This is a genomic window from Streptomyces sp. NBC_00887, assembly GCF_045207585.1.
In genome coordinates this window covers 194,224-216,568 of the sequence record NZ_CP108788.1, presented here as the reverse complement: position 1 = coordinate 216,568, position 22,345 = coordinate 194,224, and the positions used below count along the sequence as shown (strand labels likewise).

Sequence of the window (22,345 nt, the reverse complement as noted above, 5' to 3'; positions counted from 1 at the left end):
TTGGGCTCGCCGGTGACCTGGGGCGGGTTCTTGCGCCCTCATTCGTCACCATTTAGAGTGGTGACATGCACGCTTTCCCTGGAGGTGCCCCGGCGCTCGACTTCGCAGGAACACTGCGCTTTAGGTACCGCTCAGATCCCCGTGAGGACATGTCCTCACCCGAGAGCCTCAGCGCATGGTTCCGTGAAAGCGGGATCACGGAGCGCGAGATTCCCTGCGAGGCCACAGATCTCCGCGAGGCCCTGGAGCTCAGAGAGGCCGTCTACCAGCTGATCCTGGCGAGGATGTCCGGCCGGGCCTATGACCAGCACGCACTGGCGCTCGTAAATGATTACGCGCGTAAGCCCACCCCCGTTCCGCAGCTCACCGCGGAAGGGCGGCATGTCGAAGCTTCCATCGAGCAGGCGTTCGCCGCTGTCGCCCAGGATGCCGTCTCGGTCCTCGGCGGGCCGGACGTCTCGCTGCTCAAGGAGTGCGGCAATCCCGAGTGCTCGCAGGTCTACATCGACCGGTCTCGGGGTGCGAGGCGGGAGTGGTGTGCCATGGACCCGTGCGGTAACAGAATCAAGGCCGCAGCGTATCGGGCCCGCAAGCGAATGAGCGGGGGGTAGAAGACTGCTTCCGCTCGCTCGCGGAGCCCTAACCCAACCGTTGAGGGTACGTCGACGACCGATCAGTCGCGGTGGACGGCAGCCGAAGTCCACGACTGCGCGCAGCGTCCGCTCTTCCCTAGCAGATCAGCGAGGCCGTCAGCCAGGTTTCTGGCTGAGGCGGCACAAGCGACCGCCGCCTCCTGGGGAGGCGGCGGTCCCTAGCTGGTCGTTCCGGCGCTGAGCAGGGTTCGCGTCACTTCCCAGCCATGGGGGGAGACGTGGTGTCGCCCTGGTCCGCGTCGCCGCGGCCGGAGTTCAGGAACTTGGTGAGGACTGCCACCATCTGGTCGGGAGATTGCTCGGCGAGCCAGTGTCCCGTGTTGGGAATGACAGCGGTCTGTACGTTCACCGCAGCACCCTTCATGGCGTCGGCGACGGCCTTCCCCCAGCTGTCCTGGCCACCGATTCCCAGAACGGGCATCTGAAGCTTTGTCTTCGCCCGCTTCTCGTTCTGCGCGGTGGTGGCGTCCCAGGCGCGGTAGAGGCCGAAACTTCCGCTCAGGCTCTCGGGGTTGGAGAGGAGGCGGACGTAGTAGTCAATTGCCTCCTTGGGCACTCCGCCGCCCTGGACCTTGAACTCGTAGCCGTAGAAAGCGTCTTCCCGATCCGAGACGAGCTCTTCGACCAGCTTGGCGTCGGCCCGGTTGAACGGGATGTGCCACAGCCTGTTGTTGAGCGGCTCGGGCAGGAACAGCGGCGGCGACGGGACGACTCCGGGCGGGCCGGGTACCTCGGCCAGGGCCACGCGCTCGACCCGGCTCGGGGAGTCGGCGGCCAGTGCGTAGCTGATGATCATGCCGGTGTCGTGGCCCACGAGAGAGAACCGCTCGTGGCCGAGCTTGTCCATCAGAGCGGCCAAGTCCTTGGCCAGAGTGCCGGTGTCGTATCCGGTCGCAGGCTTCTCGGTCAGGCCCATGCCGCGCTGGTCGACCGCGATGACCGTGTGGTTGCGCGCCAGGGCCGGCATTACCAGGCGCCACGCGTACCAGCTCTCCGGCCAGCCGTGTACCAGCAGGAGAGGCGGGCCTTCGCCTCCGATGACCGCGTGCTGACGCAGACCATTAGCCTCGATGTAATGGTCGGTGAAAGTCTTCTTGAACTCCGCTGAGAGACCCGGGGATGTGGATACCGAGCCGAACTTATCCGACTGAGATGCCGACGAGGCGTCCGGTACCGCAGGCTCTCCTCCCAAGGTGGAGGAGCGGGCATTGGTCGCGGGTGTTCCCGGGGAGGACAGCACCAATCCGCCGATCAGCGCGGCGACGGCAGCGGTCGCAATGAGGCCGCCGATGACGGTGCGCCTAGAGGGCTTACGACTGCTGTCCTGAGACAGGTCTGGGTTCGAGCTGTCCTTGGAAGGCGGCTCGCCCGGAGTTCGGTTCATGCACTTCTCCTTTCACTCGTCGTGAACGTAACCTCACGTCGAGTTACCGGCATGTCGGGCATGGGGGGCGGCATGCGAATACAGGAGCCGGCCACTGATTCGGGCAAGTGGTTTCCGGTGCGAGGTTCAGCCCCGAAAGGGCTGCAGTATGCGGTCAGGTGTGGCCGGTCAAGATGGCTCGGACGGGGCGTTCCGCATTCATTTCGCTGCGCCGTGCGGGTGACGGCGGGGGTTGGGGCTGCCGTCCGGCACGCCCGCGGGCACGGGTGGTCCGGCGACGCGCCGCGACTCCCCTTCCTGTCTGGCCGACGCTGTGTGCGGCGCTGTCCCTCCAGCTGCCGCGCAACCGGCTGGGTGTCTCTGGTGGCCGCCGCAGACGCTGACCTGCCAGCCGGTGCTGCCCGCATGCGCCGAGGCGGCAGGCGGTTGAATGCATCCTCATTCGTCACCACCTTGACTGGTGACCAGTGTGATGTAATCATGGAGTCACCGCTTAAACAGGTGACGCAACGTGATTTGTGTTGCCTTCGTGCGTTACGGATCCGCAGCGCACGTCCCAAGAAGGAGAAACCATGGCGAACGACTACACCGCTCTCGTGAAGGTCACCGGCGAAGGCCGCAACGGCGGCCACGCCGAATCCAGCGACGGCCTGCTCAGCACCGATCTGTCACTCCCCAAGGAGCTTGGTGGCGCGGGCACTGCCACCAACCCCGAGCAGCTCTTTGCTGCCGGCTGGTCCGCCTGTTTCCTCGGAGCCCTTCGCGTCGCAGCGGCACAACGCAAAATCCGCCTCAGCAGCACCGAAATCGACACCGAACTCACCCTGAACCACGGCAGCGACGGATACTCCCTTGCCGCGGTCCTCAACCTTTCGCTCGGCGGAGTCACCCAGGGGGAGGCTGACGAGCTCGCCAACGCTGCGCACCAGATCTGCCCGTACTCCAAGGCGATTCGAGGCAACATCCCCGTCACCATCAACGCCGCCGCTGTCTGATTCGGCGATGATCAGTTGCTCTCCGAGGGCGGGTCGCGCGCCGAGGGATCACCGTCGTGCTGCGAGACCCACCTTCGCGAGAGCTCCGGATCGGTAGGGACGCGAGGCCGTAGCCGAGGTGCATCGGCCGCTGATCAGCCGGATTCCTTTGCCACGGGGCAGAAACCGCTGACAGCTGACCCGCGTGGATCTCCGATCCCTCTTGTCGCGGCCTACGGAAAACGCCGGGGCCAGCCTCGTATCCGGGGCCATGGCACCTCGTCTTGAGCCCGGCTCGTCGTCCAGGCCCAGGCGGTGAGGGCTTGCCAGGGAGTTCGCTCCCTGCAACCTCTTGTCAGTGCGCACGTTTGCCAGGGAAAGGAATTTCTCGGCAGCATTCTTCGTTCAATCAGTAACTACCGGAGGCCGCCATCTCCCGCAGGGGTACGACGCGTCGGGCCAAGTGCTTGTGTCCAGCTCTTGGATCTGTGGGATCACCGGAGGTATCCACTTCCGCCTCTGTCGCAGACAGAGGACAGACTGCTAGCGAGCACGCCGCTAGGGCCGTGCTAGGAGGCGTTGAAATGGCAAAGGAACGCAAGTCTGTAGATGCGGCGCAGTTGCAGCGCAGCCTGCGGTTCTCGAAGCTTCCGGCCCCTGTCCGGCTGGAGGACACCGTGGAAGAGCGTTCGGCTGCGCCACGCGACACGCAAAGCGGTGTGTACAACGCGCATTGGTGGCTCATACGCATGGGTGGTCTGTGACCCATACGTTCTCGGCCGGGGCGGTCCGAGTCCATTCGCTAGCATCTGGATGGCCGACCGCCTCGGCTGATTGGTGATATCAAATCCCGGCCGCGATACTTTCACCGTTTTTCGGCGTGCACCTGCCAAGGGTGAAAGTGTGAGACATCCTGACGTCGAAACAGAACATGACGCTTCTCCGAAAGAGGCCCCTTGAAGCCCCAGAGGATCCTTCTCAAGATGACCTCGATCGCAGCTGCCGGTGCGGTTACGCTCGGTTGCTTCCTGCATATCTTCTAGTCGGACTGAAGCCGCAGGGCGATCTCTTGCCCCGGCGATGGGGCGTCCGAGTGGATACGGAAACGTTTGAGACCCTCGAGGTAGGCGTACCCCGATTGTGGCGCCCGTAGCTGCGGTCCGGCGGGCGCACCGGCGTTCACGTTTGGGGTCGGCCCTGCCTGACGCATGGCCCATGAGGCTGGCGACGACAGGTTGCAGTCAAGCCCGCAGGCTCCTGCGCCGCATGGGTGATGGAGGATTCCCATATTGCTCGTGTACAAAAGGATTTCCCCGTTGCACCGGCTGCAGTCAGCAGCTGCGTGAGTCTAACGAGCTCGTGCACGGTCAGTGGTGGGACGTCGAAAGGGGCGGCGGGGTTTGGCGCTTTCGTCTGCCAAGCCGGTATCCGGTCTGCCGGAGATGAACTTGTCCCGGTCCTGGTGGCCGACGCTCGGGGGAGACGATCTCGATGCCGTCGATGATGCTGGTTTTCCCGGCTCGCCGAGACGGGGTCAACGACCTCAGCTAGCGTTCGCAGCCACACGTCGGGGCTGATGGTGCCTCCCGCTCCGCGAGCAGGGACCGCACCTCGCCGATGGCCGGGTGACGGTTGAGCGGTCCACGCCGAACCGGCAGGCCAGCGCGTCGTGAGTAACCCCGTGGCGAAGGTGCACGAGCGTGGCCAGGAGCCGGTCGACAAAGATCATGCGGTGCTTCGCACCTGCGCCCACCGCACTCTTCCGCGGCCGGGACGTAAGCCTGGTCTGGCGATGCTCATGCCACTACGGTCCGACCTCGGCAACGAGTTCGGTGATCACAGCGGCCGACTAGGCCTGTTGTGAGTGCTGGTCACAGGCATTCGAAACGCAGATGCTGGCCAACATCGACGTGTGGCAGGGTGCTCACATGTCCAACGGCGTCTCCTATCCCGTCTTCCGCACGTCAGACCCGGCAGCGGCCCTCGCCACGGGGCGCCGGCTCCTCGCGCTGGGCGATCGAGACTATGCCCAGGTATCGGTGGACGTGGAACTCTGCACGGTCGCGGAGGTGTTGGAACTGCGTAAGGTGCTGCCGGACGCCTGGTTCCGCACGGAGAACGAAGAGTTCTGGGCGAGGGAGTTTGATGCGCAGGCGGGCTTGAGGTGCGACTGGCACGCGGCCGAGCTTTCTGAGGATGCAGATGGCCTCGTTCCCCTGCTCCCGCTCTGGGCGTCGATGCTGGACCAGCCGGTAGGCAGTGTCGAGGACGCCTTCACGGCGTTGGTTGGGGCGAGATACGGCTTGATCCGCTGGGACCAGGTGATCTGGCCGGCGGTGCCAGAGCACGGGTACGACGGGCGGGTCGATCACGACGGGGTCACCTTGGTCTTCAACTGCGACGACGCAGGAACCACCCGACAAATCGGGACCCACAGTGTATGCGTCGACGTCCACAAGACCGGGGACTCACAGAGCTACGCTGCCTGGCTGGCCGAGCAGATCGGCCAGGCGGTCATCGGCCCGCCTTACGACTAGGACCCGCGTGAAAGTGCCGGTCACAGCCATTCGTTGATGGCTGGCGACCAGCACGGTCGCTTCGAAGCGGACGGCGAGTTTGTCGTAACGAGTGGCGACAGCCCGGTGGCGCTTGAGCCGGTTGATCCCGCACTCCACAACGTGCCGCTGCTTGTAGTCGTCCCTGTCGAACTTTGGCGGCCGACCTCCGCGCGATCCGCGATCGCCCGCAAGGGCCAGCGACGCCACAGTTCACGCCGTACGGCCTTAGGCGTACGCCTTGTCACCCAGGGATGGATTCGGGGCGCGGCCTTGGCCGACTGGGACGTCCGGCCGCCATCGGGGTGCCGTCGACCAGGGCCAGGGTCTGGGTGATGCCGTTGAACGTCGGCCGCGGTGGTGGTCGGGGCGCCGTGCCCGACGCGGATCAGGTGGGCTGCCTGTCTTCCGCCGGTCGACCGGCGGCGGACCCCTTTCCGGCCAGGACAGCAGCTGATCCGAACGAAGAACGAACCAATTAGTTCGTGACCTTGGCGAGCGTCGGCCGAGTCTTCTCATCGGCGATAATTTTGTCCAGATCGATACTCTTTGCGAGATCGTGCAGGCGGATGCTTTGTTCTGCGCTGGATATAGCCTTTTGGGTGAGGTTGCGAGGGCGCAGGTCGTTGAGGTGGAGGTCGGAGTACTCGGGCCCGAGCTCTTTGCGTATCTCGGTTTGAGCAGTCTGGGAGAGTGACCGAAATTTGCGGATTACCGAAGTGACTTCTTGTATGGCTTTCGGTAGCTTCTCGGGGCCGAGGACGATGATGGCGATTACGGCGATGGCGATTACTTCGAGTGGGCCCATGTCGAAGAACATGTGCAATCTCCTGGGTGTGATGTTTTTGCGGGGTGGTGCTGGTGGGGTTCAGTGGCTGTCTGCCGGCTCACGAAGAGAAGGCAGGGTGGAAGCTTCGTCCGGGCTGAGGGCATCTGTGTCCTCAGCCCGGGCACGGCGACGGTCGTTGAACGATGCGACGGCGCAGGCGAGGAGGTACAGAGCGGTAACGGGACCGGCGAGGGCAAGCATGGTCAGGGGGTCGCTGCTGGGTGTGGCGATGGCGGCGAAGACGGTGATGCCGATGACCATGTATCGCCACCAGCTGATCATGCGTTGGGCGGAAAGGACGCCGGCGAAGTTGAGCATGATCAAAAGGAGGGGGAGCTCGAAGGCCAGCCCGAAGACGACGATCGCGCGCGTAGCGAGATCGAGGAAGTCGTCGATGGGCAGGATATTGGTGGCCCCGTCCGGGGTGAAGGAGATCAGAACGCGTGCAGTGGTGGGAAGGATGGCATAAGCGATCGCAGCCCCGACAAGGAAGAGAGGGATGCCGACTGCCAGGAAGGCTCGCGTGTACTTCTTCTCGCTGCGGTGCAGTCCGGGGGCGAGGAAGGCCCATATTTGGTAGAGCCAGACGGGGCTCGCTGCGATGAGGCCTGCGGTGAGAGAGACCTTGAGAGCGAGGGTGAAGGGGGAGAGAAGGCCGTTGGTCGAGACGATGCCGCACCGTTCCGATCCCGCGGCTCCGATGGTCGTGGGATCGCAGCCGGGCAGGGGCGCAATGACGAAATCGATGAGCTGCTTGTAGAACAGCGCGGCGACGACGGTCGTTACGAGGATGGCACCGATCGCCTTGGAGAGGCGATTGCGCAGCTCACGTAGGTGGGCCGTGAGGGGCATACTCCCCTGAGGGTGCTGGGATGCAGTGGCAGTCATGGGTAGGCCTCGGTCCTTCTCTCGCCTCCTGGTTATCGGTCAGTGAGGGCTGTAGACACCCGGGGTGGCCACCGGGACCTCCTGGCGGTTTGGGCCGGAGACCGCTACGAGTGGGTCGCCTTCGGTGCCCTCGGACATGGGTGGGGAGGCGCTCGTGGTCGTCTCCTCGTCGCGATCGCGCATCGCCTTGGTTTCGCTCTTGAGGATCCGCAGGGACTGGCCGAGGGAGCGTGCCATGCCGGGCAGCCTTTTGGCGCCGAAGAGCAGGACCAGGACGACGAGAATGAGCAGGATTTCAGGTGCTCCGAGCTTGCCGAACATGTTGTTTCCTTCGCATGTGGGGGCGCGGCAGCGCCGCACAGGTGAGTGGATGAAGCATCGCCGGGGCGAGCTGCGTGAATTCCGTCAGTGATCCACCGGAGGTGGGGAAAGCCGGGTGAGCGGGGCCGAGTTGCCGTTACCGGGTACTCGGCCCCGCTGTTCAGGTCAGTGCCTGGAGTGAGTGGGTGCGGAGGACTACCTGCGGTGGCGGTACGGGGCGAGGAATTCCCCGAGGGTGTCGAGCATTGCCTTGGGCGCCTGCTCGGCGACCCAATGAGCGGCACCAGGGATTACCGCGGTCTCGAGCTTGGTCGTTGACTCCGCCATCGCATGGCCGACTCCGGGGCCCCAGCTGTCGGCTCCGCCGATGGCGAGCGTGGGCATCGGCAGCTTCGTCTTGGCGCGCTTTTCGTTCTGCTTGAGGGTGGTGTCCCACGATCGGTAGAACTGGAAGGCACCGCGCAGGGATTCGGGGTTGGAGAAGAGACTGATGTAGTACTCGCGTGCGTACTCGGGGAGCTTGCCGCCCTGGATGTCGAACTCGTAGCCGAAGAAGATGTCCTCGCGGTCCTGGACGAGCTTCTCGGTCAGTTCATGGTTGACCCGGTTGAACGGGATGTGCCACAGCTTGTTGTTGAACTGCTCTTCGATGAACATCGGCGGAGAAGGGACCACTCCGGGCGGGCCAGGAACCTCGGCCAGGGCGACCCGTGCGACACGGTCGGGGTGATCTGCTGCGAGGGCGTAGCTGATCACCATGCCGGTGTCATGGCCTACCACGGCGAACTTGTTGCGGTGGCCGAGGGCGTCCATCAGTGCGACGAGGTCGTTAGCCAGCGTTCGCGTGTCATAGCCGGTCGCGGGCTTCTCGGTCAGGCCGATACCCCGCTGGTCCACCGCCACGACGGTGTACTTCTTGGCCAGCTCCGGCATCAGCAGGCGCCAGGCATACCAGTTCTGCGGCCAGCCGTGAACCAGCAGCAGCGGCGGACCGTCACCACCGACGACCGCGTGCTGGCGGATCCCGTTCGCCTGGACGAACCGGCTCTTAAATGTCTCCGAAAACCCTGCCGGCAGGCGCGGTGCCGTCGACACTGAGCCGAAGCCCGCGGGTGTTCGCCGCCCCTGAGAAGCAACCGCCGGGACCGTGGCTACACCGGTCAGCGATGCACCAGCGGCCGCGACAGCCGCTCCACCAACGAACGCGCGGCGTGAGAACCAGCGGCGCGCCCTGGATGCGGTCTCAGTCTGACCTGCGGAGTCGATGGGAGTAGGAGTGGCGTTCATTGAAATTTCCTTTCGCAAAATCGAAGACGTAGAACGAGGTTCACACGGACTGCGTCACCTGTCAAGGCGGTGACGCACGAATGGTGCTGCGCCACGCGTATGTGTGGGCTTCGCTGTTCTGGTCTTCACGCAGCGTGCGCCTCTCGGAGGTGTCCGAGGTCTTGAGTGCTTTGTCGCCCAGGGAATGGCGCAGTAGGCGAGTGGCCTCCGGCGGGGACCTCGACCTCGGGCGGAAACAGGCCCGTAAACCGGCAGTTCAGGAGGATCCGTCGGTGCGGGGGAGGGGCGGCTGGGCAGGCGGCCGCGGATGCCTGCCTCGCAGGGGGAGGGGCGAGAATCGGCCCGGGATGTACTGTGATGGCCGCCTCCCGCCGGAGTTCTGCAGGTGCGGCCTGGGCGTGGTCCGGTGGCGCTGCATAAACGATTTGCGTTGCTGGCCGGGCTGTCAGTGATGATTCACGCGAGACACATGTGCCGCCGGTGGGGTGCGCGTGAATGTGCAGTTGAGTAGATCTTGCGGCTGGCGGGCACCGGCACGGAGGCTGTGGATATCGACGTCTCCCCTGGCGGCCCCGGGAGAACGGCGCTGCTGGAGGTGGCCGGAGCTTTCGCGAGCCGGACGGCTTCATATGGCTACGACCCTCCGGTGCCGGCCAGGCAGGTGCCTTCCCGACGCCCGGGTCGCCCTCGTGAATAGGGCAGGCGGCGTCGAGCGTCGGTTGCGGCACGACCGGACGGCGCGTTTGCTGAATGTATTCGCCCATCGCGGTCGACACTCAGAAGGGGACCTTCTGTGACGAGCAGCGGTTCAGCCGGCGAGCGCCCCCACGGGACCCAGCCCGGTCGTACGGAAGCGGCTGACCTCGCGGCGACCTTGCATCACGCCCTGAAGGAAGCGGTCCGTCGTCTGCGTGCAGTCTCGGCAGCCGTCTATCTGTTCGACAACGCCCATGGCGGACTTGGGCTCGCCGCAGTCAGCGGCAGCCCACCCTCCCTCTTCACGTTCCCCGTGCGAATGCGTCTGGGTGCGCTCTATGCCTCGGCTCGCGCGTTTGCCCTGCGGGAAACTGCCACCCTGTCCGACCCTGTCCCGGCCGACCCGGCCGACCAGGGGAACACCCTTCCCTATCCCTATATCTCTCTTTCGGCCCCTGTCAGCGCCGCTGAACGTCGCTTCGGAGCGATCACTACTCTCCGTCTCGAGACCCACGACAACTACCAGGAAGCAGACCACGCTGAGTTGCAGGGCATCGCAGACGCGCTGGCCCGGGCGCTCGGCGAGCTGACGGGGAAGGGGGCCGTAATCGAGCCCGGTCCCATGCCGATGCTCGCGCCCCGGTGGTTCGACCCGGAGACGAACTACGTGACCCCCGGATGGGGAGTGCCCGGAGTCCCGGGCTCTGCCGGCATCAGCATGATGTACCCCGTTCGGCGCCTGGCCGAACTGCTCAATCAGGCCATGACGATGGACGACATCGTCGAGGCAGCTCAGTACTGCGTGATGCTGCCGTTGCGCGCCCAGGCCCTGGTCCTCACGTTCGCTGACGACGGCCGGCTTTGGGTCCTGGGGCACAGCGGAAAGTCTTCTGGGCTGGTCCGCACCACCCACGGCGTCGGACGGGACGCCCAGGTGCCGGCGGCCCGGGCCAGCCGCGGGCGCCCCCTCTTCTTTCCAGACGGCCAGTCGTCGCTCTCCGACGAGTACGGCACCGACTCACTGGCCGAGGCATACCTGCCCCTCGCGGGAAACACCGGACTCCTTGAGTTCTCCCCTCTCAGGAGTGGCCAGGTTGTTGGCGTTTGCTGCCTCTCCTTCCAAGGGCCCCGCGCGTTTCCCCCCGAAGAACGAGCGATCATGACCATGCTCGCCGGACTCCTCGGCGCGGCGGTGAAACGTGTCGCACTGAGCGTCAAGCAGCACGAGGTCGCAGAATGCCTCCAGAGATTCCTCCTGCCGTCCGCGCTGCCTGATTCGCCCAGACTCACCACCACGGCGCGGTACCGAGCAACCGCAGCCACCTCGAAGGTGGGCGGCGACTGGTACGACGTGATCAAACTGCCCGACGAACGGATGGTGTTGGTGGTCGGGGATGTCGAAGGACACGGCATGGACAGCGCCGCAGTCATGGGGCAGGTGCGCACGGCTGTGGCCGCCTACGCATCCGAAGGCCACAGTCCGACCACTGTCATCGACCGGACCAGCACACTGCTTGCTGCGCTCGGCACAGACCTGATCGTGACCTGCTGCGTCATCGTGCTGGACACGGTCGACGGCACCGCCCAGGTGGCTAGCGCCGGGCACCCCCTGCCACTGGTACGAAGACCGAACGGGACTGCCGAAGTCATGACCGCTCCGTCGAATATCCCCCTCGGAGTGTCCACGTCAGTCGCCAGTGAAGGCTGGGAGCACAATATTGAGCCCGGATCGGTCCTGATGCTGTACACCGACGGCCTGATCGCCTGGGATGCGCCGGACCCGCAGGCGCAGGCGCTTGCGCTACTGGATGCTGGCGGTGGTGAGGCAGAAGAGGACCTCGAGCAGCTGGCGGACCGCATGACCGCCGAGATGACGAGCCCACAGCGGCACCGTGACGACGCCGTGCTTCTACTCGTCCGCTACGAGGGCTGCAGCGACCTGAAGGGCCAGCGGGCGGAGAGCCTGCATATTCAGCAACGGGATCTGCCAGGAGTTAAAGCAGCGCGAACCTTCGTGGACGAGCAGCTGGCCGCCTGGGGGCTGCGGGAGATGTCCGACACATGCCAGCTGGTCACTTCCGAGATCGTCACAAACGCACTCATCCACGCAGGCAGCGACGTCGATGTCCGCCTGCGCGCGTTCGACGACCACATCCGGTTGGAGGTGCGGGACGCCGGCAGTAACCCGCCCGTTCCCTCCCCCCTTGCGCTTGCCGAGGAGGAAAACGCGGAGGCGGAGCACGGCCGCGGTCTGCTCATCGTGGAGGCGCTCGGTGGGAAATGGCGAAGCTCGCCAAACGGACGTGGCAAGACGGTCTTGCTCGACCTGCCCATCGAAGTGTCCGAAGAGGTGACAGGAGACGACCCGGGGTCCTAGAAAGCGGCCTCCAGCAGCGGCACGGCGTGGACGCAGATTCCGGCAACCGCGGCTGGCCCGGAGGCGTGCGGCTGATCCGGTCTTCGGCTTGGGAAAGCCGTCACCTTCGGTGTGCACATCCGTGGCCACGCCCTCTGAGACTCCGCCACCTCCCACTGTTCGAAGCCGGTCCTGGATGAATCCCTTCAAACCGCCCGATAGGTGTTCAGAGGCTTACTGTTGCCATTCCCCAGATAGGAGCATATGCTCCTATCTGGGGAATGGTGGACGATCATCGGACAACTGGTGACACGGACGCCAGACAGCCGGGCACCAGCTACCCACGGACAGCGGCTCGGTTTCCCGAATCCGCATGCCTGTCAGTGGACGGGCACAGCACCTCTCGGTCACACCGACCGCACCTAGACAAGGAGCCACACCATGACTGTTGTTAAGGCCGCCGCAGTGCAGATCAGCCCGGTGCTCTACAGCCGTGCAGGAACCGTCGAGAAGGTCGTGAAGAAGATCGACGAGCTGGGCCAGAAGGGTGTCGAGTTTGCCGTCTTCCCTGAAACCGTTGTCCCCTACTACCCCTACTTCTCCTTCGTGCAGCCCCCCTACAAACTGGCCACGGAGCACCTGCGCCTGCTTGAGGAGTCGGTGACTGTGCCCTCTGCCGAGACGGACGCCATCGGCGACGCCGCCCGCAAGGCCAACATGGTCGTCTCGATCGGTGTCAACGAACGTGATGGCGGCACCATTTACAACACCCAACTCCTGTTCGACGCCGACGGAACCCTGATCCAGCGCCGCCGCAAGATCACGCCGACCTACCACGAGCGGATGATCTGGGGACAGGGAGACGGATCAGGCTTGCGCGCGGTCGACAGCGTCGTCGGCCGCATCGGCCAGCTCGCCTGCTGGGAGCACTACCAGCCGCTGGCCCGTTACGCTCTCATCGCCGACGGCGAGCAGATCCACGCCGCGATGTACCCCGGCGCCTTCGGGGGCGATCTGTTCGCAGAGCAGATCGAAGTCAATGTCCGTCAGCACGCTCTGGAATCGGCCAGTTTCGTCGTCAGCGCCACCGCCTGGCTCGACGCCGACCAGCAGGCCCAGATTGCGAAGGACACCGGCGGCCCCGTACAGGCGATCTCCGGCGGCTTCTTCACAGCCATCATCGACCCCGACGGCCGCATCATCGGCGAACCGATCACCTCCGGCGAAGGCGAAGTCATCGCTGACCTCGACTTTGCGCTCATCGACCGCCGCAAGCGCCTGATGGACGCCAGCGGCCACTACAGCCGCCCCGAACTGCTCAGCCTGCAGATCGACCGGACGCCGGCACCCGCCGTCCACGATCGCAATCGCCAGGGGTCCTCAAGCGCTCCGGCAACTGAAAAGGGCCGCTCAGCCGAGGCCAAGTGAGCAGCGGCCGCACCTGCCTCACATACACAGCGGTCATCGGTCATCGGCGAGGCCGAGACCCCCGCGGACGGAGATGAGTGAACGACGTCTTCGTCGGCGGGCGCCCCACCAGACCGGAAGCGCATGCGGCATGTGCTGAGACTGTCGTGCACCGCACCCTCTCGAGAGACCTGTACGCGCCCCCGTGAATGCAAGGCATCCAGAAGAACGCCGCCCACATCCCCCACCACCAAGGAGAAGAGCGATGAGCCGCAATGGCGCTCCTGTAGTGCACGTAGAGAACGGCGAAAACCTGCGAGTTGCCGTCATAGCCGCCGAGTGGCACAAGAAGGTCATGGACGGACTGGTCGACGGTGCCACGCGTGCCCTGCGCGAGCTCGGTATCGACGAACCCACCCTGATACGTGTCCCTGGCAGCTTCGAACTACCTGTCGCGGCGAAGGTTCTGGCTGGGCGCGGCTACGATGCCATCGTTGCGCTCGGCGTCGTCATCCGCGGCGGCACCCCCCACTTCGAGTACGTCTGCCAAGGCGTCACCCAGGGGCTGGTGCAAGTATCGACCGATACCGGGATCCCCGTTGGCTTCGGTGTGCTGACCTGCGACAACGAAGAGCAGGCCCTCGATCGCGCTGGGCTCGAAGGATCAAACGAGGACAAGGGGCACGAGGCCGTCACAGCCGCTGTTGCCACCGCCCTGGCCCTGCAGGGGCGCAACGACCCCCAAAGCTGAGCGAACAGCCCCTGCGCGCTGTCCAGGAGCCAAACAGGAACCCTGTCCGGCCGTCACGGGCTGAGTCGCGGATCTCCGAAACTGCGGCTGCCGACCACTCGAGCCGGCCGCCGGCTCTTCGTTCCAGCTCCAGCGGAACCTGATGAGCCTGGCAGATGGTGGAGTACAGCGAAACGGTCCAGCCGATGGCATGTCCGGAGCGGCCGAGCCCGCCCGGACGGCCCCCCGCCCGGGCGAGGCGGTGCGAACACTTCCCTGCGGAGGCCTTCAAGGGCCTGCCGCCCTCCCCGAAAAATCAACTGACCAGCCCGTTCGTCAGAGACACGCCTGGAGCGTGTCTCTGACGAACGGGCTGGCGCTGTTTTGCCTTGCCGAGCTGTCCTCTGACGGGCGGCCTCCGCTCCCGCGTCACCCTGCCGCTCCTACGAGGTCCGCAGGGCGAGCCGGAAGATTCCGATCATGCAGGGTGCCACTGAACGGGCATGGAGCGACGCCAGGGAAGTGCGTGCATATCCCGCCTGTAGGAACATGTGGCAGAGGCGTACTGCCGCACCTCAAGGCTCCGGTCCGCCCCCAAGGGCGGCTGCGACTGCCAATTGCGGAGGTGCCCCAGATGAACGACCGTCCCATCGGGGACTACGCCCTGCTCTCCGACTGCCATACCGCAACACTCGTCAGCAGCCAGGGATCAATCGACTGGCTATGCCTGCCGCATTTCGACTCCCGTTCCCTTTTCGCGCGGATTCTGGGCCCAGAAGCAGGCCACTGGAGCATCCGGCCGGCCGGCCCTCACACGGCAAGCAGACGATACGTGGACCGCACGATGGTCCTTGAGACCACATTTCGCACCCCAACCGGAGTCATCACCGTCACGGACGCCCTCGCCACAGGACGCAGCGAATGGGGGCACAACCTCGGCCGGCACGCGCCCCACCTCCTCCTCAGAGCGGTGAAGTGCACCGAAGGCCACGTCACACTCGACATGGAGTTCGCCCCGCGACCGGAGTACGGCCTGATCAGGCCCCACCTGATGCCTGTCGACGAAGGACGAGGGCTGCATTGCCACGGCGGCCCAGACACAATCGGACTAAGCACTCCGTACCGGCTGGACATCACGGACATGGCCAGATGCGCCCCGACACTGCAGACCGGCCAGTGGGCAGGCTTCGCCCTCCAACGGGTACCGGCAGGCGACAGCCCCAAGGTGTGGTCCCAGCAGGAGATCCTCACCCAGCTGCAGGACACCCTGGCGGGCTGGCGCGCATGGTCGCAGCGCCATCAGACATACGAAGGGCCGTGGGCGGACCTGGTGCACCACAGCGGGCGTGTGCTGCAGTCACTCACGTTCCAGCCGACCGGCGCCATCGTCGCGGCCCCGACGACCTCGCTGCCCGAGGAAGTCGGAGGGGTCCGCAACTGGGACTATCGCTACGCCTGGGTACGAGATGCCTCCTTCACCCTGGAGGCACTATGGGTGGCTGCCTGTCCCTATGAAGCCGAACACTTCTTCCGCTGGATGGCGCAGGCAGCAGACGGGGACCCCGAACACCACGAAGGCCTGCAGATCATGTTCGGCATCCGCGGAGAACGCGACTTGAGTGAGCGCGAGTTGCCTCTTCTGCCCGGATGGCGGGGGAGCCGGCCGGTCCGAACCGGCAACGGAGCCTGGGAACAGCGTCAACTCGACGTGTACGGCGAGCTGCTCGCCGCTTTCCACAAGCTGCGCCACTATCTGGGAGGCCTCGACGAACACACCAAAACCTTCCTGACCAGACTTGCGGACAGTGCCGCCTCCCGATGGCGCGAGAAGGACCAGGGGATCTGGGAAGTCCGCAGTGCGCCGCAGCACTTTCTGTACTCCAAGCTCATGTGCTGGGTCGCCTTGGACCGCGCCCTGGATCTGTCCGAAGAGCTGGGTGCACAGAGCCGAACCCCGGTATGGCGGCAGGCCAGGAGCGAGATCCGCGCAGCCATCGAGCGCGACGGGTGGAGTGAGTCGGCAGGCGCATACACACAGGTGCTCGGCTCGGACACGCTCGACGCGTCGGCCCTCATGCTGGCAATCGTAGGGTTCGAAGCTGCCGACACTCCCCGGATGAGGGCCACCATCGACGCAGTGAGGACCCGCCTCACCGGTACGGACGGGATGGTCTACCGCTACCTTGCGGCAGACGACGGCCTACCCGGCAATGAGGGGACCTTCCTGCTGTGCACGTTTTGGCTGGCCCAGGCGCTCGCACTGGCGGGTGATGTCGCAGAGGCCCGTACCATCTTCGAACGCGCGGCCGGCTTCATGAACGACGTGGGCCTCCTCGGAGAGGAAGTCGGACCTGGCGGCGAACTGCTCGGCAATTTCCCGCAGGCTTTCAGCCACATTGGGCTCGTCAACGCGGCCTGGGCCATCCACCAGGCCGAGTGCCCAACCGACCGACCCGAGGGCTCGCCCGACTGAGGCTTCTCGTGCCCAACAACCCGGCCCGCAAGCGGCAACGACGTGTTGCCGGAGCCCAGGCAGCCCGCCCGCGTGCCGTGCCCCCAGCCTGAAGACCGGCTTCGTGGCGCCGCCAGACTGGCAGCGCCCACCGCGGCGAGCAGGAGGATACGTCAACTGTTGGTGAGGACCATGCGGAAGCGGGCTGCGCCGGAGAGCATCTTCTTGTAGGCCGCGTCAGCCTCACTCAGAGGGGTCTCTTCTACTGTGGGAAGGATGCCGTGAAGGGCGCTGAAGTCCAGGGTGTCCTGCACGTCCTGAGCTGTACCGGAGGGATGACCGCGCACGATCCTGCCGGGCAGAATGAGCTGGAGCGGGCTGATTGCCAGGGGCTCGGGTGAAACACCGATGACCACGAGCTCGCCTCGAGGTGTCAGCCCGTCGACTGTAGCTGTGATGGCGTCGGAATTGCCGGCAGTTGCCAGGACCACCTTGACGCTGCCCAGGGACTGCAGGGCGTCCGCGACCGGGGTCGGTCCGGTGCTGTCGATGTAGTGGTGCGCCCCGAACTGTTCCGCCAGTTCCGCCTTCTCCTGGCCCCGGGCGATGGCCACCGTCTCGAATCCCATAGCTACGGCGAACTGCACACCGAGATGCCCGAGACCACCGAGACCCACTACGGCAACCCGGTCGCCCGGTTCGGCGGAGCTACGGCGTAGCCCGTTGTAGGTGGTGACTCCCGCACATGACATGGGGCCCGCTTCTGCTGCCGACAGGGATTCGGGGATCCGCGCCAGTGCGTCTACCGGGGCGATCATGGTCTCGGCGAAACCCCCGTCGTATGTCCAGCCGGGGATCTTGAGGTTCTCGCACACGATGAAGTCGCCCTGCCTGCAGGGTGTGCAGTGCCAGCAGCTACCCCCGAACCAGCCCACTGTCACTCGGTCTCCCACCTTCCAGTGGAAGCTTTCGGCACCCTCGCCCAGTTCCTCGATGCGCCCGGCGACCTCATGTCCGGGTACCAGGGGGAACTGGACTCCCGGCATGCCACCGCTCACGAAGAAGTCGTCGCTGTGACAGATTCCGCAGGCTTCAACGGATAGTCGCACGTGGTTGGGGCCCGGCCTTGGCGTGCTGCGTTCGACGATCTCGAAGGGTCCGTTCGCCGTAGCCACCTGCGCGGCGCGATAGGTATCCACTGAGTGCCTCCGTGATCAGGAAACGGTGCCGCTGCACGCAGTCGCCAATCACTTCTGGATCACGTGTTGACGAGGGCACACAGAACTGTCCTCGGCGTCCTGACCACGGCTGTCGAGTCGCGACGCAGGACAGGCCACGCACTCTCGTGTCCGGCGGTCGCCTTCTATCCGCGGTCCGACGCAAGACAATTCCATCCCACCACTGACTGCTCGGACCGGCAACTGGTGCTGCTTCGACCTGAGAGGCGTACGAGAAGACCGCGAGCATCTACCCGGCCGGACTCCATGCCGCCCGGCATCTTCAGCTGGCCCGCCCAGTGATCCGCTAGCTCAAGTGATGTTGTGCCCAAACGGAGATGCTACTCAGCCGGTCGGAGGCTTTGACGGGGTCACCGGTTCGGGTGGGCTGGCCCACCTCGAAGTCGTGGCCCGTCAGGCCACTTTCGTCCTCGACGATACGAGCGATGCGATAGGCCAGTTCCATCACCTCCAACGCCGCCAGCCCCGAGTGACGGTAGGCGACCTCGATGTGGGCTGTGTCCCCGTAGTAGTCGAGCTGCACGCGTCCCGGCGGACCAACCGTCTCAAGGGCCAGGCTGTACAGGTACTCCTCAGACTCCACAGGTCCGATGTCCCGTGAGACTCGGCCCAGGATCCGGTCCCACTCGGCCCGTTGTGCTTCGGTAAGTCGGAGAAGGGGCAGGTCGGCGTCGGGATCAAAGCCGGCGTTCAGACGGTCAAGCGTTTCCTGAAGCGTCAGACCCGGCTGGACCCGCACAAGCATGATGTCGTAGGTCACCGGGTGAATCTACGTAGGCTTCCCACTCTCGGGACAGCATCAGCCGCTGAGCTGACTTGCCGCGGTGATCCAGACAAGACCGCCTAGCGCAGGATGACGCCGAAGACCATCGTGAAGAAGGATTCGAAGGGCTTGGCCGAACGGTCGGTCCTGGTGGCGATCAGGGTCCCTTCCCATGCGTTCAGCACGAAGGACGCCAGCGTGGCAGCCTCCTGGGCCCTGGACACTTCGCCTGCCTGCTGGGCGGCGGAAATGGCCGTGGCAAGGGCCTCGCGCCAATAGGTGAAGCTCGACTGTACGGTCGCACGTACCGCTTCACTGTGGTCGGCCATCTCGACTGCGATGTCCCCGACCATGCAGCCCCGGGCGAATCGTGTCTCGAGATTCTCGTCGCGCAGGAATTCGAAGTGCTGCCGCAGCCGGGCGAGGGGCGCCACCGACTCGTCACACAGCATGTCGAAGCGACGGCTCTCTCCGTAGCGTTCCAACGCCACGATCGCGAGTGCTTCCTTACTTTCGAAATGGTTGTAGAAGGACCCTTTCGGAGCGCCGGCGGCGTCGGTGATGTCCTTCACCCCTGTTGCCGCGTATCCGTGGGCATGGAACCGCTCGACGGCCGCTTCAATGATGTTTTCGCGCAAGCTGGGTCGGGCCACGGTCAGGGCCTCCTCGCAAGATGGTCGATCGTCTCAGAATACCACTCTTCCTGCCGCTGACGGCGTCTCTCCGGTGTGCAGTCGGGCGTGGCGGGCTAAAGGATGCACTGGCAAGCGTGCCTTTGCGCGGCATGCCTCTTCCTCGTCTCGCGCTCGCGGCGGAAGTCATGCGTTGACGTTAAGACGACCGGTCGTTATGGTCGAATGGTAGGCGGCACGCCAATGCCAGACGAAGGAACCCTCATGACTGACCTCACCACCACTGTCATCGATGCCCACGGCGGCCTGGACCGTTACAGCCGGTACCGCACGGCCGTGGTCCAATTCCATTCCGGCGGAGCCCTTTGGGACCTGAAGGGCAAGGGCGGAGTCCTCGACTCATCCACGGTGCGGATCGACCTCGACCGCCAGTACGCCAGTCACAGTCCCTTCACCGCACCAGACCTGCACAGCTCCTTCGCCGCTCAGCGGGTAGCCGTGGAGAACAGCGCCGGCGATGTACAGGCGGAGCGATTTGATCCGCGCGCCGCATTCGCCGGCCACACCCTCGAGACCCCCTGGGACGATCTGCACCTGGCCTACTTCGCCGGCTACGCGATGTGGACCTACCTGACCTCCCCCTTCATCTTCGCCTCGCCCGATTTCAAGACCGAGGAGCTGGAGCCTGTGACTGAGGACGGCGCGACCCTGCGCCGGCTACAGGTGACCTTCCCCAGCCGTATCGCCACTCACGCGCCGGAACAGGTCTTCTACTACGACGAGGCCGGGCTGTTGCGTCGACACGACTACGCGGCCGAGGTCCTCAACGCCGGACCGGCCGCCCACTACAGCTCCGACTACAAGGAATTCGGCGGCATCATGGTGCCTACCAAGCGGCGCGTCTACCCGCAGGGAGAGGGCGGCGTCGCCATTCGTGACATCGAACTCGTCACCATCGACATCGATCACGTCGAATTCTCCTAAAGGGGGCGGCAGTAGATTCCGGCCCAGGCGGTGACGCGGCTTCCCGTATCACCCCACACTTTGTGGCGTCTCTGGACACCCCATCCGGGCCCCCTGCCATCGGCCCTACGTGTCACCGAAGCCTCGAACTGCTGTGCTGCAGAAGCCGATGGGGGACGGAGGCGGCGAACTCGCCGCCTCCGTCAGGGCGTCAACGGAGGGCGTGTGCAGGACCGCGGGAAGACGGCAAGTGTCCGGCAGGCGGTAGCTGTCGAGCGAGGGGATCGGCTCGGGCGAGCGGCGAGCACCGGCGATCAGTATGCCGCTCAGGCGGGCCTTCGCTGCGACGGTGAACGGTCGGACCGCGATCGTCGCCGTTCCACGGGCCCCGCCGCTCTGCGGTACTGGAGTGCGTCGGGTCCCCCCCCGCGCTTCCTTAGGCGTTGCCTCTCTGGCGGGCGGACTGGTGCCGAAGACGAAGTAGTGGCACGGCGACTCCGCCACCTCGCACGGTGATCGATGCAACGCCACTCATGCCCGACCCTGCCTTCGATGAGATGCGCATCGCATGTGCCGCACTTGCCGACTGTGAGCAAATAATCACTGCCTTGACTGGTGACGGATTGACGTGTCAGCATGCAAAGCACCGCTTCAAGGGGTGACGTGCACTGTCACAAGGCATGCCGCCGGAGGTCCGCTGCGGGCACATGCCCGGTCAGGGTCGGCGGAACTGAGGCGACAACGTAGTCACCCCAACCTCCCCCTCAGACGAACCAGTGCCAACCACCACCTGCGACAACAGCCCGGTGGTGGGAGATGCCACGATCGCCGCGATACGAAGGATGGTGGCCATGACGGGCCAGTCGAAACGCCCGGCCGGCGGTGCGCCGGTAGGACGCCGGACCATGCTCGGAATGCTTGCCGCGGGGGCCGCAGGACTAGCCGGTGCTCCCTACCTGCAGAGCGGTTGGGAACGTTTTCTGGCTTCCTCCTCCCAAGTCGATCCGACCGGTCTCACCGGCCTGCTGCCTAACCCGGGCGGCTTCCGGTACTTCAGTGTCGTCAGCTCGGTACCGCGCAAGGACGTGACGAACTACGAACTGCGCATCGACGGCCTGGTCGACAGGCCCAGAACCTACACACTCGCGGACCTGCGGGAGATGCCCCAGACCCGAGTTGTCGCCGACGTGGTGTGCACCGACGGGTGGCGCGTGGACGACACACCGTTCAGCGGCGTGAAGCTGTCGGACCTCTTGGACGCGGCTGGAGTCCGCTCGCGGGGCACGGCCGTCCACTTCACCTGCTTTGACGGCGCCTATACCGAGAGCCTGACCCTCGAACAGGCACGGCGGGCAGACATGCTGGTTGCCCTGGACATGCAGGACAAGCCGATCACACACGCCCACGGCGGCCCGGCGCGGCTCTACGCGGCGCCGATGTACTTCTACAAGTCGGCCAAATGGCTGTCAGGTATCTCGGTCACCAGCAAGGTCAAACCCGGTTACTGGGAGGAGCGCGGATATGACATCGATGGCTGGCTCGATGAGGCCGACGGACGCGCAACCTGATCCGCACGAGGTTCGGCGGTTCAGCCACGCCGAGCGCCTGGTACACCGCTCCACCGGGTGGCTGATGCTCATTTGCCTGGTGACGGCCGCCTGCCTGTACATCGGACCGATCGCCCAGGTGGTCGGGCAGCGGTATCTGATGGCCACCCTCCATAAATGGTCAGGAATCCTCCTGCCCGCCCCCCTTGTGCTCGGTCTCTTCTCCTCGGCACTGAGATCAGACTTGCGCCGGCTGAACCGCTTCACGGAATACGACAGCCAATGGCTGCGCGCAGCTCGCCGCCGGGTCATGTCACCTGAGGCCCGGCCGGCCGGAAAGTTCAACGCAGGCCAGAAGATCTACGCGGGCTGGATCGCCGGCGCCGTGCTGGTCATGATGGCCACAGGACTGCTGATGTGGTTCGCGGGACTCCTGCCCTTCATCTCCCGTACGAGTGCGATCTTCATCCACGACGCCGTCGCCTGGGCGATCACATTCGCCGTCATTGCACACATAAGGAAGGCGCGAGCACACCCTGAGGCGTTGCACGGAATGCGCACAGGCCGTGTCGACCGCGCCTGGGCCGCCCGGTACCACTCCCGGTGGCGCGCCGACGACGCGGTTCAGGACGACACGGACCAGCGTGAGGACTTCAGGCGCTGATACAGC

20 protein-coding genes and 1 pseudogene are annotated in these 22,345 nt (G+C 65.2%); 11 read left to right on the top strand and 10 right to left on the bottom strand.

All coding sequences use genetic code 11. The features are described 5' to 3' along the window. Window positions 1-65: 65 nt before the first annotated feature. The gene (locus OG844_RS01060) at window positions 66-611 is read left to right on the top strand and encodes a CGNR zinc finger domain-containing protein (protein ID WP_406387464.1); all 546 of its coding nucleotides are present in this window, start codon (window positions 66-68) and stop codon (window positions 609-611) included. 235 nt (window positions 612-846) lie between these two features. On the opposite strand, the gene OG844_RS01055 is transcribed toward OG844_RS01060, so the two are convergent. Further along, entirely contained in the window at window positions 847-2,037 is a 1,191-nt protein-coding gene (locus OG844_RS01055; protein WP_406387462.1) for an alpha/beta fold hydrolase, read from the bottom strand. Window positions 2,038-2,609: 572 nt separating this feature from the next. On the opposite strand from OG844_RS01055, the gene OG844_RS01050 reads away from it, so the two are divergent. Both OG844_RS01050 and OG844_RS01045 read left to right on the top strand, forming a co-directional pair. After that, window positions 2,610-3,032: an organic hydroperoxide resistance protein gene (locus OG844_RS01050; protein WP_406387460.1), complete on the top strand. Its 423-nt coding sequence runs from the start codon at window positions 2,610-2,612 to the stop codon at window positions 3,030-3,032. 563 nt (window positions 3,033-3,595) lie between these two features. Further along, on the top strand, window positions 3,596-3,775 hold the full coding sequence (locus tag OG844_RS01045; RefSeq protein WP_406387458.1) for a hypothetical protein: 180 nt from the start codon (window positions 3,596-3,598) through the stop codon (window positions 3,773-3,775). 779 nt (window positions 3,776-4,554) lie between these two features. Here the strand turns inward: OG844_RS01045 and OG844_RS01040 are convergent. Then, window positions 4,555-4,740, bottom strand: a complete 186-nt coding sequence (locus tag OG844_RS01040) for a transposase family protein (protein ID WP_406387457.1) — start codon at window positions 4,738-4,740, stop codon at window positions 4,555-4,557. A gap of 163 nt (window positions 4,741-4,903) precedes the next feature. On the opposite strand from OG844_RS01040, the gene OG844_RS01035 reads away from it, so the two are divergent. Beyond that, entirely contained in the window at window positions 4,904-5,548 is a 645-nt protein-coding gene (locus tag OG844_RS01035) for a hypothetical protein (RefSeq protein ID WP_406387456.1), read from the top strand. 42 nt (window positions 5,549-5,590) lie between these two features. On the opposite strand, the pseudogene OG844_RS01030 reads toward OG844_RS01035, so the two are convergent. The 5 genes and pseudogenes from OG844_RS01030 to OG844_RS01010 all read right to left on the bottom strand — a co-directional run. After that, window positions 5,591-5,749: pseudogene (locus tag OG844_RS01030) on the bottom strand (IS5/IS1182 family transposase); the annotation flags it as partial. 295 nt (window positions 5,750-6,044) lie between these two features. After that, window positions 6,045-6,386: a Sec-independent protein translocase protein TatB gene (gene tatB, locus OG844_RS01025; RefSeq protein ID WP_406387455.1), complete on the bottom strand. Its 342-nt coding sequence runs from the start codon at window positions 6,384-6,386 to the stop codon at window positions 6,045-6,047. Between the two features lie 48 nt (window positions 6,387-6,434). After that, window positions 6,435-7,283, bottom strand: a complete 849-nt coding sequence (tatC, locus tag OG844_RS01020; protein ID WP_406387454.1) for a twin-arginine translocase subunit TatC — start codon at window positions 7,281-7,283, stop codon at window positions 6,435-6,437. A gap of 39 nt (window positions 7,284-7,322) precedes the next feature. Beyond that, on the bottom strand, window positions 7,323-7,604 hold the full coding sequence (tatA, locus tag OG844_RS01015; RefSeq protein ID WP_406387452.1) for a Sec-independent protein translocase subunit TatA: 282 nt from the start codon (window positions 7,602-7,604) through the stop codon (window positions 7,323-7,325). A 195-nt stretch (window positions 7,605-7,799) separates the two neighbouring features. Then, window positions 7,800-8,699, bottom strand: a complete 900-nt coding sequence (locus OG844_RS01010; protein WP_406387450.1) for an alpha/beta fold hydrolase — start codon at window positions 8,697-8,699, stop codon at window positions 7,800-7,802. A 985-nt stretch (window positions 8,700-9,684) separates the two neighbouring features. Here OG844_RS01010 and OG844_RS01005 point away from each other — a divergent pair. The 4 genes from OG844_RS01005 to OG844_RS00990 all read left to right on the top strand — a co-directional run bounded on the left by OG844_RS01005 (window position 9,685) and on the right by OG844_RS00990 (window position 16,553). Then, entirely contained in the window at window positions 9,685-11,964 is a 2,280-nt protein-coding gene (locus OG844_RS01005; RefSeq protein WP_406387448.1) for a SpoIIE family protein phosphatase, read from the top strand. A 420-nt stretch (window positions 11,965-12,384) separates the two neighbouring features. Then, window positions 12,385-13,371: a nitrilase-related carbon-nitrogen hydrolase gene (locus OG844_RS01000; RefSeq protein ID WP_406387447.1), complete on the top strand. Its 987-nt coding sequence runs from the start codon at window positions 12,385-12,387 to the stop codon at window positions 13,369-13,371. A 244-nt stretch (window positions 13,372-13,615) separates the two neighbouring features. Beyond that, window positions 13,616-14,101, top strand: a complete 486-nt coding sequence (gene ribH / locus OG844_RS00995; RefSeq protein ID WP_406387446.1) for a 6,7-dimethyl-8-ribityllumazine synthase — start codon at window positions 13,616-13,618, stop codon at window positions 14,099-14,101. 613 nt (window positions 14,102-14,714) lie between these two features. After that, window positions 14,715-16,553, top strand: coding sequence for a glycoside hydrolase family 15 protein (locus OG844_RS00990; protein ID WP_406387444.1), 1,839 nt, complete (start codon window positions 14,715-14,717; stop codon window positions 16,551-16,553). Window positions 16,554-16,705: 152 nt separating this feature from the next. Here the strand turns inward: OG844_RS00990 and OG844_RS00985 are convergent, their stop codons facing one another. The 3 genes from OG844_RS00985 to OG844_RS00975 form a co-directional block, all read right to left on the bottom strand. Then, complete coding sequence (locus OG844_RS00985; protein ID WP_406387443.1) at window positions 16,706-17,731, bottom strand: alcohol dehydrogenase; 1,026 nt, start codon at window positions 17,729-17,731, stop codon at window positions 16,706-16,708. A 325-nt stretch (window positions 17,732-18,056) separates the two neighbouring features. Beyond that, complete coding sequence (locus OG844_RS00980; protein ID WP_406387442.1) at window positions 18,057-18,530, bottom strand: hypothetical protein; 474 nt, start codon at window positions 18,528-18,530, stop codon at window positions 18,057-18,059. Window positions 18,531-18,613: 83 nt separating this feature from the next. Further along, window positions 18,614-19,186 (bottom strand): TetR family transcriptional regulator C-terminal domain-containing protein, encoded by a 573-nt coding sequence (locus tag OG844_RS00975; RefSeq protein WP_406387440.1) that lies wholly within the window; start codon window positions 19,184-19,186, stop codon window positions 18,614-18,616. A 243-nt stretch (window positions 19,187-19,429) separates the two neighbouring features. Here OG844_RS00975 and OG844_RS00970 point away from each other — a divergent pair, with 243 nt between their 5' ends. The 3 genes from OG844_RS00970 to OG844_RS00960 all read left to right on the top strand — a co-directional run bounded on the left by OG844_RS00970 (window position 19,430) and on the right by OG844_RS00960 (window position 22,339). After that, window positions 19,430-20,149 (top strand): hypothetical protein, encoded by a 720-nt coding sequence (locus OG844_RS00970; protein WP_406387439.1) that lies wholly within the window; start codon window positions 19,430-19,432, stop codon window positions 20,147-20,149. Window positions 20,150-20,979: 830 nt separating this feature from the next. Beyond that, window positions 20,980-21,696: a molybdopterin-dependent oxidoreductase gene (locus tag OG844_RS00965; protein WP_406387437.1), complete on the top strand. Its 717-nt coding sequence runs from the start codon at window positions 20,980-20,982 to the stop codon at window positions 21,694-21,696. Continuing rightward, entirely contained in the window at window positions 21,650-22,339 is a 690-nt protein-coding gene (locus OG844_RS00960; protein WP_406387435.1) for a cytochrome b/b6 domain-containing protein, read from the top strand. The genes OG844_RS00965 and OG844_RS00960 overlap by 47 nt, the downstream gene beginning before the upstream one ends. Window positions 22,340-22,345 lie beyond the last annotated feature (6 nt).

Bases quoted from the DNA above. Each gene is read 5' to 3' on its own strand.
- OG844_RS01060 (WP_406387464.1), top strand. From the start codon at position 66: ATGCACGCTTTCCCTGGAGGTGCCCCGGCGCTCGACTTCGCAGGAACA.
- OG844_RS01055 (WP_406387462.1), bottom strand. From the start codon at position 2,037: ATGAACCGAACTCCGGGCGAGCCGCCTTCCAAGGACAGCTCGAACCCA.
- OG844_RS01050 (WP_406387460.1), top strand. From the start codon at position 2,610: ATGGCGAACGACTACACCGCTCTCGTGAAGGTCACCGGCGAAGGCCGC.
- OG844_RS01045 (WP_406387458.1), top strand. From the start codon at position 3,596: ATGGCAAAGGAACGCAAGTCTGTAGATGCGGCGCAGTTGCAGCGCAGC.
- OG844_RS01040 (WP_406387457.1), bottom strand. From the start codon at position 4,740: ATGATCTTTGTCGACCGGCTCCTGGCCACGCTCGTGCACCTTCGCCAC.
- OG844_RS01035 (WP_406387456.1), top strand. From the start codon at position 4,904: ATGCTGGCCAACATCGACGTGTGGCAGGGTGCTCACATGTCCAACGGC.
- tatB (WP_406387455.1), bottom strand. From the start codon at position 6,386: ATGTTCTTCGACATGGGCCCACTCGAAGTAATCGCCATCGCCGTAATC.
- tatC (WP_406387454.1), bottom strand. From the start codon at position 7,283: ATGACTGCCACTGCATCCCAGCACCCTCAGGGGAGTATGCCCCTCACG.
- tatA (WP_406387452.1), bottom strand. From the start codon at position 7,604: ATGTTCGGCAAGCTCGGAGCACCTGAAATCCTGCTCATTCTCGTCGTC.
- OG844_RS01000 (WP_406387447.1), top strand. From the start codon at position 12,385: ATGACTGTTGTTAAGGCCGCCGCAGTGCAGATCAGCCCGGTGCTCTAC.
- ribH (WP_406387446.1), top strand. From the start codon at position 13,616: ATGAGCCGCAATGGCGCTCCTGTAGTGCACGTAGAGAACGGCGAAAAC.
- OG844_RS00990 (WP_406387444.1), top strand. From the start codon at position 14,715: ATGAACGACCGTCCCATCGGGGACTACGCCCTGCTCTCCGACTGCCAT.
- OG844_RS00970 (WP_406387439.1), top strand. From the start codon at position 19,430: ATGACTGACCTCACCACCACTGTCATCGATGCCCACGGCGGCCTGGAC.
- OG844_RS00965 (WP_406387437.1), top strand. From the start codon at position 20,980: ATGACGGGCCAGTCGAAACGCCCGGCCGGCGGTGCGCCGGTAGGACGC.
- OG844_RS00960 (WP_406387435.1), top strand. From the start codon at position 21,650: ATGACATCGATGGCTGGCTCGATGAGGCCGACGGACGCGCAACCTGAT.